Here is a 16,360-nt window from a genome sequence, read left to right as displayed (position 1 = left end):
ATGGCATTTGCCATCGCTTCACCTCCACCGATCAGCTCATGCCAGGCTGTATCGCAGGCGAACCTCGCGATGGCGAGGTGGGGGCCTCATGCCGGTTACGCTTGTCTTGCAGCCCTTCAAGGCCACGGTCGGCATAGCGATGCCGCCAAAGGCTGACAATCCGCGGCTGGACTCCGACTTCTTTGGCGATCGAGCGGGTGCTGCGCCCGTCCGCCGCCAACAGAACTATCCGCGCCCGCTTCAAATCGCGCTGCAACGTCACCGGCGAGCGGCAACACGCCTCAAGCACCGTACGATCTTTCCGCGAAAGGCGGACTTCTCTTGCTTCAGGGATCATCCATATCTTGAATCACGACTCACGATCCAAGAAAAGTGGGTACTAGATAGGCGCCTCGATCGGCTCCGCCGAACGGAAGGACCGGGTTCACCAGAGATCAGCGAACGTTCATCATTGCCGGCTCGCCATCGCCCCTGAGAATTGCGCCGCGTTTTGCCAAAAGTTCGGCAGACGATCGCGAGCAGGCCGACAGCAACTGCCAGCAGAGCGAACCTGATGATGCCCAGCATCAGTCCGATTACGAGAGTGTTCAATGTCTCGCTCCCGTGTGCACGGGGTGCACCCAGGATTTTTGGGAAAAGGAGAGGGCGCTCGCCTTGATGCGTAAGTGTTTGATTTTGCTTGGTGAGCGCGCTGGGGCTCGAACCCAGGACCCCGTGATTAAAAGGCGCGTCGAGCACGTGTTTTTTGGGTCATTGCGCGACGTGGGTGGACGGACATGAATAGACATCAAGAGACTCAAAGAGATACGACGGGCATTCTCGTTCTGGCTGAGGCACCACGGCGCCATGGTCACGCCAGCCGCGCGGAAATCACGTGCTCTCGCAGGCTTATTCGGTGAACAGTGGGAACTGGAGCATTCGAGCAAACACCTTGGGAAGCAGCTACGTGTTCTCGCCCGAGACAAACTTGATGCTGTTGTCCTCGAAGTCGCGCTCGATGGCTGCGCGATCATCGTCACTGATCTCCCACCGATTAGCTTGCAGGACCATCTTGGCCTTCGCGCCAGAGCGGATGACCTCAAGGTCGGGCACACGCCTCGTTGCTTCCATATTGGCTCCAACGATCTCGTTGGCGGCATCCATGGCATTTTGATCAGGTCCGAACACTCCGGCTGCATCGAATTGCGCGTAAGCTCCTCTGATGCTGTAGCGGCATTCACCAAAATGGATGGCTTGGACGTAGGGCTGCCGGGTGTTGGCGAATTGCGGATAGCGTCGCTTCGGATCGCGATCTAGCGCGTACTTGGGGATCCCAATAGAACCATACCGACAGCGGGCTGATGATGACGCCGGCGGGCTGACGCGGAGAACACGGTGCCCGCCGGCTGACCACCGGCGGGTTTTTAGGCATTCCGGCCGATTGGAGACCAGTAGCCCACCTCGCTTGTTGGGCGCGAATCGGCGAACTGTAGCTAGGATACGCAGGCATAGGCGTGCAACAGGCTGGGGGACCGCTGGCGCGATGGAACAGTCACGCTACCCGTTGGTGAGAAGGTGGACGCCGGAAGATCATCAGCGGCTGGTAGCTATGGCCGCCGCAGGAAATCGACCCGACGAGATCGCTCGCGCGCTGGGCAGGACAGAACCGGCCGTGCGAGGTCGCGCGCATCTCCACAACGTCCCCTTACGACTAGTGACGCAAAAGCGGAAGTGAGCCGCCCCTGCGCTGCGCTTTAGCCAATTCAGCCGGCCTTACTGCCGCTGGATGACCTCGGGCGGCATAGTCGGCTCAGTGGGAGGTGGTGTCGCTTCGGTCCGCGCTTGGTGAGCCTTGTCGTAAAGCTCAAGCGCCAGGACGTGCATGGCCCGCGATTTCTCCGGATCAGGCTCAGCAAGTGCAAGCCGGGACGCAATCTCTGCTTGCTTCAGATAGTAATCGACGGACGGCACGCTTTATCTCTCCAGAACGATCGGCAACGCGTTCAGGCTGCTGGCGTTCCGGGCGAAGGTGCCAAAAGTGTGCATAGAGACGACACAGCATCGAACCTCGCGGTGTCCTTTTAAATATTAAGAGGAACTCAACTTTATTTAATTGATTTAATCCAGATTGGATGATTTAATACATCCGCCAGTTGCAAATGGGAGATACTGCCATGTCCGATACGGATGACCGCCGCGAGTTCCTTAAGACCTGCGGCAGGTTTGCCGCCGTGACGCCTCCAGCAATGACGCTGCTATTATCGACCTCACTCACGTCAACAGCAATCGCGGCCTCAGGTGGCAGGAATGGAGAACACCACCACCATGAGCACCATCACCATCACCATCATGACAAGAACGACTAAGGCACTGGCGGGGAGGGCCGGCAGATATCCTTAGTGCCGATACACCGTCCACGCTCATGCCGGCCTTACCGCCGTCGGCCGGCATGGAATGGCGGCCCTGGGGCGCTCCTTAGCCCCCTGCGCTCCAGGGCGCTTTCCCCGCTTCCGGTGTCGACGCCGCTCCAATGCTGCCACGATCTCGAATATGCAGACGATTGACCCGACCATCAGGCTTCCCACCGCTGGGGCGGGCCGGGCTCGAGTTCATGGCGGGCAACTACCGCGCCGCGATCCTGGAACGCCCAAGCCGGCAACGCGTTTGCAGACACGGTGCAGACACAGAGGTTTTTCCCGCTGTTTTAGTTTGTGCCGTAAACTATTGATTTTGCTTGGTGAGCGCGCTGGGGCTCGAACCCAGGACCCCGTGATTAAAAGTCACGTGCTCTACCGGCTGAGCTACGCGCTCCCATGGCCGCTGGATGGCTTTGAAGAGATCGCCATCGTCTTCGGTCATTTGGAGAAGCATGTCTTGCCGCTACGTTTTGATCGCGTCGCGGGGAATGCCGGTGAGGCTGTTTTCCCGATCATGCTTTCGGCCCGCGCTGTGTAGGGGGATGGGGCGCGGAGGTCAATAGCGAGGGTGCTTGCCGAAACTCGCGGCAGAAGCGGGGATTTGTCCGCCGTTTCCGTGGCTTACCACGGGAATTTCAACCGGTTGGCGGGGCGTCATGCACGCCGAACATCGAGGCGCCTTGCGGGCGCGGGGGCTTCGACCCGCGCCGTAGCCGGGGCGCGGTCAGTTCGTCTCCCGCCGCACCTCGTTCGGCACCGGCTGCGGCGTGCCGGCGGGGGTCGGCAGTGCGACTGGGCGCAGGCCGATCAGCTCGGCGCCGCGGATCGCGCTATCACGCCAGAACTGGAACGAGTTGATGCGGCTGAGCTCAAGGATCGCGATTGCGACCGCGGCCAGGAACGGCAGGCTCTGCAGCATCAGCACGCCGGCGAAGATGTAGATCTCGGTGATCTGCCGGTAGCTGTTGGAGGCGATCAGGACGCCGGCGCCGATCAGCAGCAGGGCGCCGATCACGGCCTCCCAGAACGCCTGGAACTCGATCGACATCCGCGACAGGCCGCCCTTGGAGGTGCGCGCGAACGCAATGTGCTCGGTAATCAGGCCCTGCGCCACCGCGCGCGATACAGTCCACTGCACGCTCATCGCCGCGATCATGGCGCCCAGCATCTGGCCGGGCTTGATCGCGACGCGTGCGCGGTACATCGACAGGAAGTGCGCGAGCGAGACGATGAACGCGCCGATGATCGGCAGCGTCAAAATCTTGTCGGGGATGGCGATGTCGGCAAAGGCGACGATCGGCACCCAGACGAGATTGAGCAGCGCGACCACCACGCCGAGGCTTTCGGCGCCAAGCCAGTTCAGCCAGCCCAAACCGTATTCGCGCTTCTGGTCCGGCGTCAGCCGGCTGCGGCCGGGCAGGAAGTGCCGCCAGTGCTTTTTCACGATCTGCAGGCCGCCATAGGCCCAGCGGTGACGCTGCTTCTTGAAGGCCTCGTAGGTGTCGGGGAGCAGTCCCTGGCCATAGCGGTGGTTGGTGTAATGCGTGGTCCAGCCGAGCTCCTGGATGGCAAGCCCGAGATCGCTGTCCTCGCAGATCGTGTCGCTCGACCAGCCACCGGCCATGTCCATCGCGGCGCGGCGGATCAGGCACATCGTGCCGTGCACGATGATGGCATTGGTCTCGTTGCGCTGGACCATGCCGATGTCGAAGAACCCGGCATATTCGCCGTTCATGATGTAGTGCATGATCGACAGGTCGCCGTCGCGATGCTCCTGCGGCGCCTGCACCAGGCCGACGCTCGGGTCGGCGAAGGCTGGCACGAGATCCTTCAGCCAGTCGGGATCGACGACATAATCGGCATCAAGAATGCCGATGATCTCGGCATCCGCTGCGGTGCGGTCCATGGCAATGCGCAAGGCGCCGGCCTTGAAGCCCCGCACTTTCTCGGCGTTGATGAACTTGAAGCGTTCACCGAGCGCGCGGCAATGATCCTGGATCGGGTGCCAGAATGCCGGATCCGGCGTGTTGTTGATGATGACAACGCATTCGTAGTTCGGATAGTTCAGCCGCGACAGCGCATCGAGCGTCTGCTTGAGCATGTCGACCGGTTCGAAATACGCCGGGATGTGGATCGAGACCTTCGGATAGTAGTTCTCCGGCACGTCGGCGATCGGCTTGCTCTTGGTCAAAAGCCGCTGCGGCGACCGGCCGAGTGCCACGGCTGCGATCTCGTCGATCCGCGCCATCGCGATCAGGACGAGCGGAACAAGCAGGATCATGCCGAGTGTCAGTGCGAAGGCCGAGCCGAAAATGAAATAGTGCCCGTTCCAGAACGCGAAAACGGTCGCGGCCCAGGCGCCGACGCCGTTGGCGGTCGCCGACAGCAGGAAGGTCTGCCGCGCGGTCGGCTGCTCCAGCCGCAGGATCGGCAGCGATAACAGCACGCCGACCAGCAGCGCGATTCCCATCAGCTTCCAGTAGTCGGGATTCTCCACCGGGCCGGTCCAGGCGAATTTCGGCTCGCGGCTGGCATTGAGGATGCCCCAGTACGGACCGACGCCGCCTTCGAAGTACTTCCAGGGCTGATCGATCGCCTCGACAATGTTGTATTCCATGCCGATGGCTTCGGCGCGGCTGACGAAGTTGCGCAGCGTCAGCGCCTGCTGGAACGGACCGGGATCTGCGTTGCGCAAGTTGTAGCCCGCGCTGGGCCAGCCGAACTCGGCGATCACGATGCGCTTGCCCGGAAACAAATTGCGCAGGAGGTTATAGCGATCAACGGCCTGGTCGACCGCCTGGTCCGAGCGGAAGTTCTCCCAATAGGGCAGCACGTGGGCGGCGATGAAGTCGACATTGGAGCCGAGGTCGGGATTGTCGCGCCAGATGTTCCAGATCTCTCCGGTGGTGACGGGAACGCGCACGGAACCCTTCACCTTCTTGATCATCTCGATGAGGTCTTCGACCTTCTGCTCGCCGCGGTAGATCACCTCGTTGCCGACGACGACGCCGTTGACGTTGCTGTTCTTGCGGGCAAGCTCGATGGCGGCCCTGATCTCGCGCTCGTTGCGGTCCTTGTCCTTGCCGATCCAAGCGCCGACCGTGACCTTGAGCCCGAACTCGGCTGCGATCGGCGGCACCAACTCGTTGCCTTCCGTCGCGGAGTAAGAGCGGATGGCGCGCGTGAGGGTCGAGAGCTTTTTCAGATCGGCACGAATCTTGTCGGGGTCGACGTTGTTGTCGGCAACATGTCCCGGTTCGAACGGCGTATAAGACAGGCTGGGCACCAGGCCCTTGAAGTCGGGCGCAGGTTCCCTGTCGCGCAAGACTCCCCAGATGCCCGCGTGGAGCGCGGACACAAGCAACAGAACGGCGGCGACAAAGCGCATCGCGGCTAAACCAAAAGGGGCTGAGGTGGCAGGGAAGCGGATCCGACCCCGAGATCCGACCGTGTCCGCGGCAAAGGGAGCATACCTCTGCCGCGCGGTTTCACAACTGGCATGCCCTCATGACCTTATGAGGGCATGGCCGTTTCGTAAGCGCGCGGCAGTGCCAACCCGAGCTATCGCCGATCGTTCCTGAACGAAGGCTGAAGCCGTCGCGGCTACTTCGATGGCGCGGGTGACGGGCTTGCCGCAGGCGAGGGGCTGGCGGCGGGCTGCGGCGGCTGCGAATTGGCGGCGGTCGGCGCCGCTGGCTGCGAGGCCGTGGCCGCCGCCTGTTGCGGCTGGGAGGCCGGGTTGATCCAGCAAGCGTGCACACGGCTGTCCAGGGTCTCGGCGACCTTGGGGTCGATCTGGCCGCCGAAGCGGGTCAGGCAGCGGAAGGCGGCCTGGATGTGGCCGCCGGGGCAGCCGAAGCGGTCGTAGAGGTCGAGATGGCGGAACGCGGTATCGAGGTCGTCCCGCCACATCAGCCGCACCACGCGACGGCCGAGCCAGACGCATTCAGGATTGCCGGCGGGACCATTGACGACCTGGGCTGCCTCCGCGAACTCGTCGGTGCGGCGCTGGTTCTGGGCGGCATCCTTGGCGGCATCTGCGGGCTGGGCGGCGGCCTTGCCCTGGTCGGGGGCGGGCGTGCCGCTCTGGGCGAAGGCGCCACTAAGGCCAACCAACAGGACAAGGGTGGAGACGGCCAAGGTGGCGGCGAACTGCCGCAGGACCGCATTTCGTAACTCGAACACCCGTTGCCGCATGAATTCCCCAATATATCCGCTGACCGTCCGCGTCAGGACCTCGCGGACGCGCAGGTGATGGCGTCCAAATGGGTCTCCAATGCGGCGGAAAAGTCCCGCAAAATCTGATGACCTGTATTTCGAATTTTGTCCAGCAAAGTCACGATCCTAGGCCCCCGGTGCAACGGCCGCAGCCAAATTCCTCGGGGAGGGGAACGGGTCGATCCCGATGGTCACCCCTTGGCAGATGGCGCGCAAGCAGGTAATCGACGGACCCTTCGCGGAGGATGGAACCGATTTCTCTTCGTACGCCACTGGCGCTGCTGCTCGTTTCCCTTGGTGCGATTGCTGCCGTGTGGTGGTGGTTGGCCACGCCGATCACGCTCGCGCGCGCGCCGATCGATCCCGCCGACAAGGTCCAATGCGTCTCCTACGCGCCGTTCCGGGGCGAACAGTCGCCGCTGAACGCATGGACCCATATCGAGGCCGATCAGATCGAGCAGGACCTGCGCCAGCTCAAGGAGATCACCGACTGCGTCCGCACCTATTCGATGGAGAACGGGCTCGACCAGGTGCCGGCGATCGCAGCCCGGATCGGCGGGCTGAAAGTGCTCCAGGGCATCTGGCTCAGCAGCAACCGCACCAAGAATTTTGAGCAGATCGCGCTCGCGATCCGCCTCACTAAGGATTTTCCCGAAATCATCACTAGCCTCATCGTCGGCAATGAGGTGCTGCTGCGCGGGGAGATGACGACCGGCGACCTCGTGTCCATCATCCGCTTGGTGAAGGCGCAGGTCAGCGTGCCCATCACCTATGCCGACGTCTGGGAGTACTGGAACCGGAATCGCGAGGTCTACGACGCCGTCGACTTCGTCACGATCCACATCTTGCCCTATTGGGAAGACGTGCCGGTGCGCGCGAAATTCGCCGCAGCTCATGTCGAACAGATCCGCGAGCGGATGGCGGTGGCGTTCCCCGGCAAGGAAATCCTCATTGGGGAGACCGGCTGGCCGAGCGAGGGGCGCATGCGCGACGGCGCGCTGCCGTCGCGCACCAACCAGGCGCGGGTGGTCTCGGAAATCCTCAGCCTCGCCAAAGCGCAGAAGTTTCGCGTCAATCTGATCGAGTCCTACGACCAGCCGTGGAAGCGCAAGCTGGAAGGCACCGTGGGCGGCTACTGGGGCCTGTACGATTCGGTGCGCCGGAATCTCAAATATCCACCGGGTCAGCCAATCAGCAATTTCCCGTACTGGAAATGGTACATGGGCGCCGGCATGGGCTTGTGCGCATTGGTGTTTGCGGTCGCCCTCATCACGCTGCGCCGGCGGCCCTGGACGCCGCGCTTCTCGGCATGGCTCGGTGTCGGCATCTCAGCGACGTCAGCGGGCATCCTGCTCGGGGTCGGCGCCGACAAGATGTACTATGAAAGCTACGGCATAGGCGGCTGGCTGCACTGGGGCGCGCTGCTCTTGGCCGGCATCCTGTCGCCGATCTTCTGCGCGCAGGCGCTCGTCATCGGAAGAAGCCTGCCGACCTTCCTCGATCTGCTTGGCCCGAGCGAGGGGCGGAAATGGTCGAAGCTCACGGCCGTGCTCGGCCTGACCCTGGCAGTGACCGCGGTGATCGCGGCGGAGACCGCGGTCGGCTTCGTGTTCGATCCGCGCTACCACGACTTCCCCTACGCCTCGCTGACGATGGCGGTGGTGCCGTTCGCGATCCTGATGCTGAACCGGCCGCAGATCGGCCAGCGTCCGATCGCAGAGGCGGTGTTCGCAGGCGTGCTGACGCTGGCGGCGGCCTATGTCCTCGTCAACGAAGGCCGCGAGAACTGGCAGTCGCTGTGGACCTGCGCGATCTGTCTGTTGTTCGCGCTCACGCTGTGGCGGGCGCGGGCCGAGCAAATCCAAGGATAAGCAGGCCGATCGCGAGCCCCGACAGCACGACATTGTAGAGCACGATGCCGAGGCCGGCGGCGATGATGCCGACGGTCAGGAGCACGATCGAAGGCCGCATCAAGTTCAGCGTCGCCACCACCAGCGCGACAATGCCGAACACCGAGTTCTTGAACAGCACCGTCGAGACCGAACGGGCCTTGCAGAGCATGGTCTGCAGGCCGGCATCGCAGGCGAGCGCGACTTGCGAGTTTTCGATTCCGAGATAGCGCAAATAGAGCGCATAGCCGACGGCCGCGAAGCCGACGACGATCAGGAACTGCACCTGATAGGGCGAGAGGCGAAAGGGCTTTTTTGTCATGGCGGCAATATGGTCGGGATGGGGGGAGGGGGCAACAGGGGAGGCGGAAGTTTTCTCGCGAGCTCGCGTGAGCCTGTTCAGCCCTTCTGCGAAAGATTGCCGCTTTTGAGGGAAGCTACCGCCTGAAGAACGACGACAGCGTCGACCCCGCAGACGCCGTCTCCGGCTTGGCCGACGCAGGTTGCGCCGCAGGCGCAGGCGCAGGTGCGGGCTCCTCGCGCTTCGACGACCGCTTGGAGGAGTAGCTGCGGCGGTGCTTGTCCGGCTTGGCGCTGGGCGCGGGGGCAGGTGCGGTCTCGGCTTGCGGGACGGCGTCCTGGCTCTTCTCGGAGTTCTTCTCCTGAACCCGATCTTGAGTCTTTTCCTGGCCGCCGCGCATCGACAGTCGCTGGCCGTCGAACACGGTGGTCTCGCAATGGCGGTCGTTCTCGGCGAGGCCTGCGCAGAGCTTTGCGGCGGCCGCTGCATTGATCAGCGGGCCGGCGCCGAGACGAAGCTGCATGCCGAGGCCGGCGTTGCCTTCCTTGATCATGATGATCGGGCGCAATGCCGCGATCTCCGGATTGGACTTGGTCAAACCGCGCCAGAGCGCACGCAGGCCGTCGATCGAGTTGGCGCCACCGAGGTCGATCGCAAAGCGGGTCTGCTGGACCGCGATCGCCGGTGGCTCGCTTTCGGTCGCCTCAGGCTTGGCTGCCACGGCGGCGACTTCAGTGGGGGCGGGTGCCGGCTCGGGCTTCTTCTCGGCGGCCTTCTCGGCTGTCTCGGGCTGAATCAGTTTCGATGCGGCCGGATCGAGCGGCGCCATGATCGACTTGGACGGCACCAGCGGAAGCGTCGGCGCCGGCGACTGCGATACGAGCGAGGCGGCAGCCGCGGTCTGCGGCGGCGGGCTCGCTTGATTCTTTGCCTGTTCCTTGGCGCCGTCCTTCGGCGTGTCCTTGGCGGCGTCTGCGCGCGGCTTGTCATTGGCCGGCGCCACGGTCGAGGCGACCGGCGCAATGCTGGGAGGTGCGGGCGCCGGCTGTGCGGCGGCCACCGGCGTGTCCTGCGGCTTGGTTGCGGATGCCGCCGGCGGCGCGGCGCTCTGCTTGGCGATGGCGCCCGTGACGGAATCGAGCCCTTGCTCCAGCACGGTGACGCGCGAATAAAGCCGGTCGCGATCGGTGTTCAGCGTCTCGATGGCGGAGGCCAAGCGACGCGCCTCGTTCTGGCTTTCCTTCGTCAGGATCTGGAGCCGGTCGGCCTGGCGCGACAGATCGGCGGACGCGACCTGGTCGCGCCGCCAGCCGAGCTGGGCCTGGTTGGCATACACGGCCAGCACGACGGCGCCGACCGCCGCCACGCCCCACGAGCTCAGCCGCCACATCAAGCTGCGGTCGAGCGTTCTCTCTTCGGCCACAAGTCCGGAGAACAGCCCGCCGGTCTCCTTGGTGCCGAAGGCATCCGCCAGTGGATCGGAATCCTTTGCCATGAACGTAAAGTTGCCCAGCCCTGTCCGGCTTCCCCGAATCAATCAGGGAACATTAACAGGAAATGCGCCCCGCACTTGAACTCCGGGCGTTTGCGGGGGTAGCAAGGCGGGTAGCTTATGAGGCGGTCTTGCGCCGCCGACGCCAATCGATTCGGCTGAATTTGACAGGATTTCGATGATCGCCCGCTTAAGCCTCACGATTGTGCTCGCCGCCGGCGAAGGCACGCGCATGCGATCGAGCCTGCCAAAAGTGCTGCATCCCGTGGCAAGCCAGAGCCTGCTCGCCCATGTGCTCGCCGCCGCGCCGCAGGGAACCGGCACCTCGCTCGCTGTCGTGATCGGTCCCGACCATCACGCGGTGGCGGAGGAGGCCAGGCGGATTCGCCCCGACGCGCGCACCTTCGTGCAGGCCGAACGGCTCGGCACCGCGCATGCGGTGCTGGCGGCGCGCGATGCCATCGCGCGCGGTGTGGACGATCTCCTGATCGCGTTCGGCGATACGCCGCTGATCTCGGCCGAGACCTTTGCGCGGTTGCGCGCGCCGCTGGCCAAGGGCGCCGTAATTGCAGCGCTCGGCTTCCGCGCCGCCGATCCCACTGGCTACGGCCGTTTCATCGTCGAGGGCGACCGCCTCGTCGCGATCCGCGAGCAGGCCGACGCCAGCGCGGAGGAGCGCAAGATCGACCTGTGCAATGCCGGCGTGATGGCGATCGATGGCCGCCGCGCGCTCGCAATCCTCGAGCGGATCGGCAATACCAATTCGAAGGGCGAATACTATCTGACGGATGCGGTCGGCATTGTCGGCGAACAGGGATGGGAGTCCGTGGTGATCGAGACCAGCGAGGACGAGGTGCGCGGCATCAACACCAAGGCGCAGCTTGCTGAAGCGGAAGCCGTGATGCAGGCGCGGCTGCGCAAGGCGGCGATGGAGGCCGGCGTCACGCTGATCGCGCCGGAGACTGTGCATCTCGCCGCTGATACAGCGTTCGGCAAGGACGTGACCATCGAGCCCTTCGTGGTGATCGGACCGGGTGTCTCGATCGCCGACGGCACGGTGATCCATTCGTTCTCGCACATCGTGCAGACCACGCTCGGCAAGAACGTGTCGATCGGCCCCTATGCGCGGCTGCGTCCCGGCACCACGCTCGGCGATGGCGCAAAGATCGGCAATTTCGTGGAGACCAAGGCTGCGACCCTGGAGGCCGGCGTCAAGGTCAACCATCTCTCCTATGTCGGTGACGCCACCATCGGCGCCAATTCCAATATTGGCGCCGGCACTATCACCTGCAACTACGATGGCTTCGGGAAGCACAAGACCATCATCGGCAAGGGCGCTTTCGTCGGCACCAACTCGTCGCTGGTGGCTCCCGTGAAGATCGGCGACGGTGCCTACATCGGCTCCGGCTCGGTGATCACCCGCGACGTGCCCGACGATGCGATGGCGCTGGAGCGGAGCCCGCAGACCATTCGGGAAGGCGGCGCTACGCGCTATCGCGAGATGAAGACGGGCGGCAAGAAGCTCGAAACGAAGCCGGAGAAGTGAGCGGCGCTATTCGTCGTCGGAAAATTCCGAGAAGATCGCGCGCGTCAGGCGCCAGCCGCGCGGCTTGGCGCGTTTCGCCGGTTCGCCGGCAGCGTGCTTGATGAAGACAGGCTTGCTTTCCTTGCCGCGCTGGGGCGGCGGCCAATGCGCAAGGTGCGTGCCCGTGGTCTCGCTGGCGTGCACGTACAATGATGACAGACTTTTGCGGTCGGATGAGCCTTTCATGGCCTTGTCTCCTGAGACCGGAATCGTTGGTCAAATATGTTGACAGGAGGTTAACACGCGCGGTCTAACGACGGCCAATTCGACGCAGGCGAAGGTCTGCCGCCACCTGCTGCTGTCGCAATCGGCAATAATTATTGAGTAACTGGTTCCTTAGGAATTTCGCTAGAAACTGCACGCGTCGTTTTGATCATTTTCGACGATTTGGGGGATATTGATCCGCATGTGCGGGATTGTCGGCATTCTCGGGCGCGAGCCGGTTGCAGAGCAATTGGTGGATTCGCTCAAACGTCTTGAATATCGCGGCTACGATTCCGCGGGCGTCGCCACGCTCGAAGGCGGGCATCTCGAACGCCGCCGCGCCGAGGGCAAGCTGAAGAACCTCGAGAAGCGGCTGGAAGCGGAACCGCTCAAGGGCACCACCGGCATCGGCCATACCCGTTGGGCCACCCATGGCAAGCCGACCATGCACAATGCCCATCCGCATGCGACCGAGCGCGTCGCGGTGGTTCATAACGGCATCATCGAGAATTTCCGCGAGCTGCGCGCGGAACTCGAGAAGAACGGCACGGTGTTCCACACCGAGACCGACACCGAGATCGTGCTGCACCTCGTCGACGATCTGCTCACGCGCGGCAACAAGCCCGTCGAGGCGGTGAAGCTGACGCTCGCGCGGCTGCGCGGCGCCTTCGCGCTCGGCCTCATTTTCGCCGGCGAGGACGATCTCATGATCGGCGCCCGCAACGGGCCGCCGCTCGCGATCGGCTATGGCGACGGCGAGATGTATCTCGGCTCGGATGCGATCGCGCTCGGCCCGTTTACCGACACGATCAGCTATCTCGAAGACGGCGACTGGGTCGTGCTGACCCACAGCAGCGCGACCATCTTCGACAAGAACGGCCATGCCATCCAGCGCGAGAAAATCAAGCACGCCGCCTCGACCTCGCTGGTCGACAAGGCCAACTACCGCCATTTCATGGCGAAGGAAATCCACGAGCAGCCGGAAGTGGTCGGCCATACCCTGGCACGCTATGTCGACATGGCGACCGAGCGTGTGTTGTTGCCGGTCAAGCTTCCCTTCGACTTCAAGAACATCCAGCGCATCAACATCACCGCCTGTGGCACCGCGAGCTATGCCGGCTTCGTCGCAAAATACTGGTTCGAGCGTTTTGCGCGCATGCCGGTCGAGGTCGATGTCGCCTCCGAATTCCGCTACCGCGAGGCGCCCTTGCGCAAGGGCGATCTTGCGATCTTCATCTCGCAGTCCGGCGAGACCGCCGATACGCTCGCGGCACTACGCTATGCCAAGGACCAGGGCGTGCATACGCTCGCCGTCGTCAACGTGCCGACCTCGACGATCGCGCGCGAGAGCGAGACCGTGCTGCAAACGCTCGCCGGGCCCGAGATCGGCGTCGCCTCGACCAAGGCCTTCACCTGCCAGCTCATGGTGCTGGCAAACCTTGCCATTGCGGCCGGCAAGGCACGCGGCGAATTGTCCCACGAGGACGAGACCAAGCTCGTGCACGGGCTGGTCGAGATCCCGCGCCTGATGGCAGCGGCCCTCACCACCGAGCTCCAGATCGAGAAGCTCGCGCGCGAGATCGCGAAGTCGCGCGACGTGCTCTATCTCGGCCGCGGCACCAGCTTTCCGCTCGCGCTCGAAGGCGCCTTGAAGCTGAAGGAGATCTCCTACATCCACGCCGAAGGCTATGCCGCCGGCGAGCTCAAGCACGGGCCGATCGCGCTGATCGACGAGACCATGCCGGTCGTCGTCATCGCGCCCTACGACCGGGTGTTCGAGAAGACGGTATCGAACATGCAGGAGGTCGCCGCCCGCGGCGGCAACATCATCCTGATGACCGACGCCAAGGGCGCGGAGGAGGCGACCGTCGAATCCCTCGTCACCATCGTCATGCCGGACATGGCGGCAGCCTTCACGCCGATGGTCTATGCCGTCCCCGTGCAGCTGCTCGCCTATCATACGGCCGTGGTGATGGGCACCGACGTCGACCAGCCGCGCAACCTCGCCAAGTCGGTGACGGTCGAATAGGCGGGAGGGAGCTACGCCGGTCGCGATGTGGTCTTCCATAATCTGCTAGAAGACCCTAGCTTGAGTGTTGCGACCGACCTGGAACCCGAATGACCACCCGCGACGACGCGCCTGCACCTCTGCCTGATCCCATCCCGGAGCCTCATACTGGCCTGATGGGCCGCTTTCGCAACTATTTCCTGACCGGCCTCGTAGTGACGGGGCCGATTGCGATCACCCTGTATCTGGTCTGGTGGTTCGTCACCTGGGTCGACGGTGTGGTGCGGCCGTTCATTCCGCTGGCGTACCGGCCCGAAACCTATATGCCCTACGTCGTTCCCGGCTGGGGACTGATCGTCGCAGTTTTCACGCTGACCTTACTCGGCTTCCTGACCGCCAACCTGATCGGCCGCACCCTAGTCGATCTCGGCGAGACTTTTGTCGGCCGGATCCCGGCGGTGCGCGCGATCTATCGCGGCTTGAAGCAGGTGTTCGAGACTTTGTTCTCGGGCAAGGGTTCGAGCTTCCGTAAAGTCGGCTTGGTTGAGTTCCCATCGCCGGGCATGTGGTCGATCGTGCTGATCTCGCAATCGCCGAACGAGGACGTCGCCCGCAGCCTGCCGGGGCTGGAGGAGCACGTCTCGGTGTTCCTGCCATGCTCGCCGAACCCGACTACCGGCTTCTTCTTCTACGTGCCCAGAAGCAAGATCATCGAGGTCGACATGAGCACCGAGGACGCCGCAACGCTGATCATGTCGGCCGGCGTGGTGCAGCCGGGATCGGCGCCCGACTCGAGAAAGGCCGCAGCTCTCGCCGGCATGGCGAATGCTGCCCGCATTGCCAATGCCTCCACTTCGCGGCCTGAGCCTGCGAAGGTGGAGTAGGGCCATGTCTGTGCGGGATGGCCGCATTCACGCAGGCGCTTTCCTCCTCTGCTAGTCTTCCAGTCGTACCGAGCGCATCGCTCGGAATTCGAACTGGAGTGCACGATGTCCCTAACCATTGCGATCCTCGCACCCGGCGCCATGGGTAGCGCCGTCGCCCGCCGCCTGAGTGAGAACGGCGCGCGCGTGCTGACCTCGTTGAAGGGGCGCAGCGAGGCGACGCTGAAGCGGGCCGTGGATGCCGGCATGATCGGCGCCGAGGACGATGCAATTGCGAACGCCGACATCATCCTCTCGATCGTGCCGCCGGGTGAAGCCGTGGCGCTCGCCGAACGGCTGGCCGCGCTGATCGTCAGGCGCGGGAAGAAGCCGGTCGTAGTCGATTGCAACGCCGTCAATGTCGCTACCGTGCAAAGAATCGAGGAGATCATCGGCTCGGCGCAGGCGCCGTTTGTCGATGCCGGCATCATCGGATTCCCGCCGCAGCCCGGCGGCAAGAGTCCGGCCTTCTACATGTCGGGGGAGCACGCCGGGGACGTCGCGGTGCTGAAAGACCTCGGGCTTGACCTGCGCATCGTCGAGGGACCTGTCGGCGCGGCCTCGGCGCTGAAAATGTCCTACGCGGGAATCGTCAAGGGCCTCGCCGGCATCGGCTCGGCCATGGTGGTCGCAGCAACCAAGGCCGGCGCGGCCGACGCGCTGCGCGACGAGCTTGCGCTGAGCCAGCCCGCGATTTTGGCGCGGCTCGAAGTCGCGCTGCCCGACATGATCCCGAAAGCCTATCGCTGGGTCGCCGAAATGCGGGAGATTTCCGGATTTCTCGGGGCTGACCATCCGGCCAGCCAGATCTACGAGGGTTTTGCGCGCTGGCTCGAGCATCTCGCGAAAGATGCGAACGACGAGGCGGTCGATGCGAGCCTGTTGAAGGCGTTCGCGGCGAAAAGCGCGAAGAAGGGGTGAAGGTCGAGCTGCACGCGCACCTCACCTCGCCCGGCTTGCGGGGAGAGGTTGGATTGCATCGAAGATGCAATCCGGTGAGGGGAAGTTTCCGCGAGTCGTGCTGGTCGACATATGCAGAGCTTTACCTACATCGTCATTGCGAGCGCAGCGAAGCAACCCAGCGTCTCTCCGCGGTGAGTCTGGATTGCTTGTGCGCCAGGCAAGCTGGCGCGGTCCAACCGGTGGAAGTCCGGTCCGGGTAAGCCGTAGCGGGCGCCCGGTAGTGAGTGTTGCGGTGTCGTCGGCGACGGCGGCAGCGAAGCGTACACAACGATGCTGTGGGGTGGCTATTGAGCCGCGAAAGACAGAAACTCGCAGAGGCCGAGGCGGTAAGCAACGTCGAAGGCAACATGTGCGGTCCCGTTATGCGAGGGGCTGACGCTC

14 protein-coding genes and 1 tRNA gene are annotated in these 16,360 nt (G+C 63.7%); 7 read left to right on the top strand and 8 right to left on the bottom strand.

Features of this window, described 5'->3' with window-relative positions; all coding sequences use genetic code 11:
• Window positions 1-31: 31 nt before the first annotated feature.
• Window positions 32-337: a helix-turn-helix domain-containing protein gene (locus IVA82_RS22060; protein WP_256469694.1), complete on the bottom strand. Its 306-nt coding sequence runs from the start codon at window positions 335-337 to the stop codon at window positions 32-34.
• A 605-nt stretch (window positions 338-942) separates the two neighbouring features.
• A complete protein-coding gene (locus IVA82_RS22055) occupies window positions 943-1,143 on the bottom strand; it encodes a hypothetical protein (RefSeq protein ID WP_247385588.1) in 201 nt (66 codons plus the stop codon).
• Between the two features lie 1,010 nt (window positions 1,144-2,153).
• Here IVA82_RS22055 and IVA82_RS22050 point away from each other — a divergent pair.
• Window positions 2,154-2,345, top strand: a complete 192-nt coding sequence (locus tag IVA82_RS22050) for a hypothetical protein (protein ID WP_247385590.1) — start codon at window positions 2,154-2,156, stop codon at window positions 2,343-2,345.
• 369 nt (window positions 2,346-2,714) lie between these two features.
• On the opposite strand, the gene IVA82_RS22045 is transcribed toward IVA82_RS22050, so the two are convergent.
• Window positions 2,715-2,790: transfer RNA gene (locus tag IVA82_RS22045), tRNA-Lys, on the bottom strand.
• Between IVA82_RS22045 and IVA82_RS22040 the strand changes: the two genes are divergently transcribed.
• On the top strand, window positions 2,764-2,934 hold the full coding sequence (locus tag IVA82_RS22040) for a hypothetical protein (RefSeq protein WP_187435873.1): 171 nt from the start codon (window positions 2,764-2,766) through the stop codon (window positions 2,932-2,934). The genes IVA82_RS22045 and IVA82_RS22040 overlap by 27 nt on opposite strands.
• 186 nt (window positions 2,935-3,120) lie before the next feature.
• Here the strand turns inward: IVA82_RS22040 and IVA82_RS22035 are convergent, their stop codons facing one another.
• Window positions 3,121-5,784, bottom strand: a complete 2,664-nt coding sequence (locus IVA82_RS22035) for a glycosyltransferase (RefSeq protein ID WP_247385584.1) — start codon at window positions 5,782-5,784, stop codon at window positions 3,121-3,123.
• Window positions 5,785-5,999: 215 nt separating this feature from the next.
• Window positions 6,000-6,593, bottom strand: coding sequence for a beta-1-3, beta-1-6-glucan biosynthesis protein (locus IVA82_RS22030; RefSeq protein ID WP_247385582.1), 594 nt, complete (start codon window positions 6,591-6,593; stop codon window positions 6,000-6,002).
• A gap of 266 nt (window positions 6,594-6,859) precedes the next feature.
• Between IVA82_RS22030 and IVA82_RS22025 the strand changes: the two genes are divergently transcribed.
• Window positions 6,860-8,485, top strand: a complete 1,626-nt coding sequence (locus IVA82_RS22025; RefSeq protein WP_247385580.1) for a beta-(1-6) glucans synthase — start codon at window positions 6,860-6,862, stop codon at window positions 8,483-8,485.
• Here IVA82_RS22025 and IVA82_RS22020 read toward each other — a convergent pair.
• Window positions 8,445-8,825, bottom strand: coding sequence for a hypothetical protein (locus IVA82_RS22020; protein ID WP_247385578.1), 381 nt, complete (start codon window positions 8,823-8,825; stop codon window positions 8,445-8,447). The genes IVA82_RS22025 and IVA82_RS22020 overlap by 41 nt on opposite strands.
• Window positions 8,826-8,940: 115 nt before the next feature.
• A complete protein-coding gene (locus IVA82_RS22015; RefSeq protein WP_247385576.1) occupies window positions 8,941-10,299 on the bottom strand; it encodes a hypothetical protein in 1,359 nt (452 codons plus the stop codon).
• Window positions 10,300-10,474: 175 nt separating this feature from the next.
• Between IVA82_RS22015 and glmU the strand changes: the two genes are divergently transcribed.
• Window positions 10,475-11,842 carry a bifunctional UDP-N-acetylglucosamine diphosphorylase/glucosamine-1-phosphate N-acetyltransferase GlmU gene (gene glmU / locus IVA82_RS22010; RefSeq protein ID WP_247385575.1) on the top strand — a complete coding sequence of 456 codons (1,368 nt, stop codon included), beginning with the start codon at window positions 10,475-10,477 and terminating at the stop codon, window positions 11,840-11,842.
• A gap of 6 nt (window positions 11,843-11,848) precedes the next feature.
• On the opposite strand, the gene IVA82_RS22005 is transcribed toward glmU, so the two are convergent.
• Window positions 11,849-12,067, bottom strand: a complete 219-nt coding sequence (locus IVA82_RS22005; protein ID WP_247385572.1) for a hypothetical protein — start codon at window positions 12,065-12,067, stop codon at window positions 11,849-11,851.
• A gap of 220 nt (window positions 12,068-12,287) precedes the next feature.
• On the opposite strand from IVA82_RS22005, the gene glmS reads away from it, so the two are divergent.
• The 3 genes from glmS (at window position 12,288) to IVA82_RS21990 (ending at window position 15,937) form a co-directional block, all read left to right on the top strand.
• A complete protein-coding gene (gene glmS, locus IVA82_RS22000; RefSeq protein ID WP_247385570.1) occupies window positions 12,288-14,114 on the top strand; it encodes a glutamine--fructose-6-phosphate transaminase (isomerizing) in 1,827 nt (608 codons plus the stop codon).
• Between the two features lie 89 nt (window positions 14,115-14,203).
• Window positions 14,204-14,977 (top strand): DUF502 domain-containing protein, encoded by a 774-nt coding sequence (locus tag IVA82_RS21995; RefSeq protein WP_247385568.1) that lies wholly within the window; start codon window positions 14,204-14,206, stop codon window positions 14,975-14,977.
• 105 nt (window positions 14,978-15,082) lie between these two features.
• Window positions 15,083-15,937 carry an NAD(P)-dependent oxidoreductase gene (locus IVA82_RS21990; protein WP_247385566.1) on the top strand — a complete coding sequence of 285 codons (855 nt, stop codon included), beginning with the start codon at window positions 15,083-15,085 and terminating at the stop codon, window positions 15,935-15,937.
• Window positions 15,938-16,360: the final 423 nt, after the last annotated feature.

The organism is Bradyrhizobium sp. 142 (assembly GCF_023074015.1).
GTDB lineage: Bacteria > Pseudomonadota > Alphaproteobacteria > Rhizobiales > Xanthobacteraceae > Bradyrhizobium.
The sequence above is the reverse complement of the archived record's forward strand: the minus strand, read 5'-3'. Positions and strand labels throughout refer to the sequence as shown.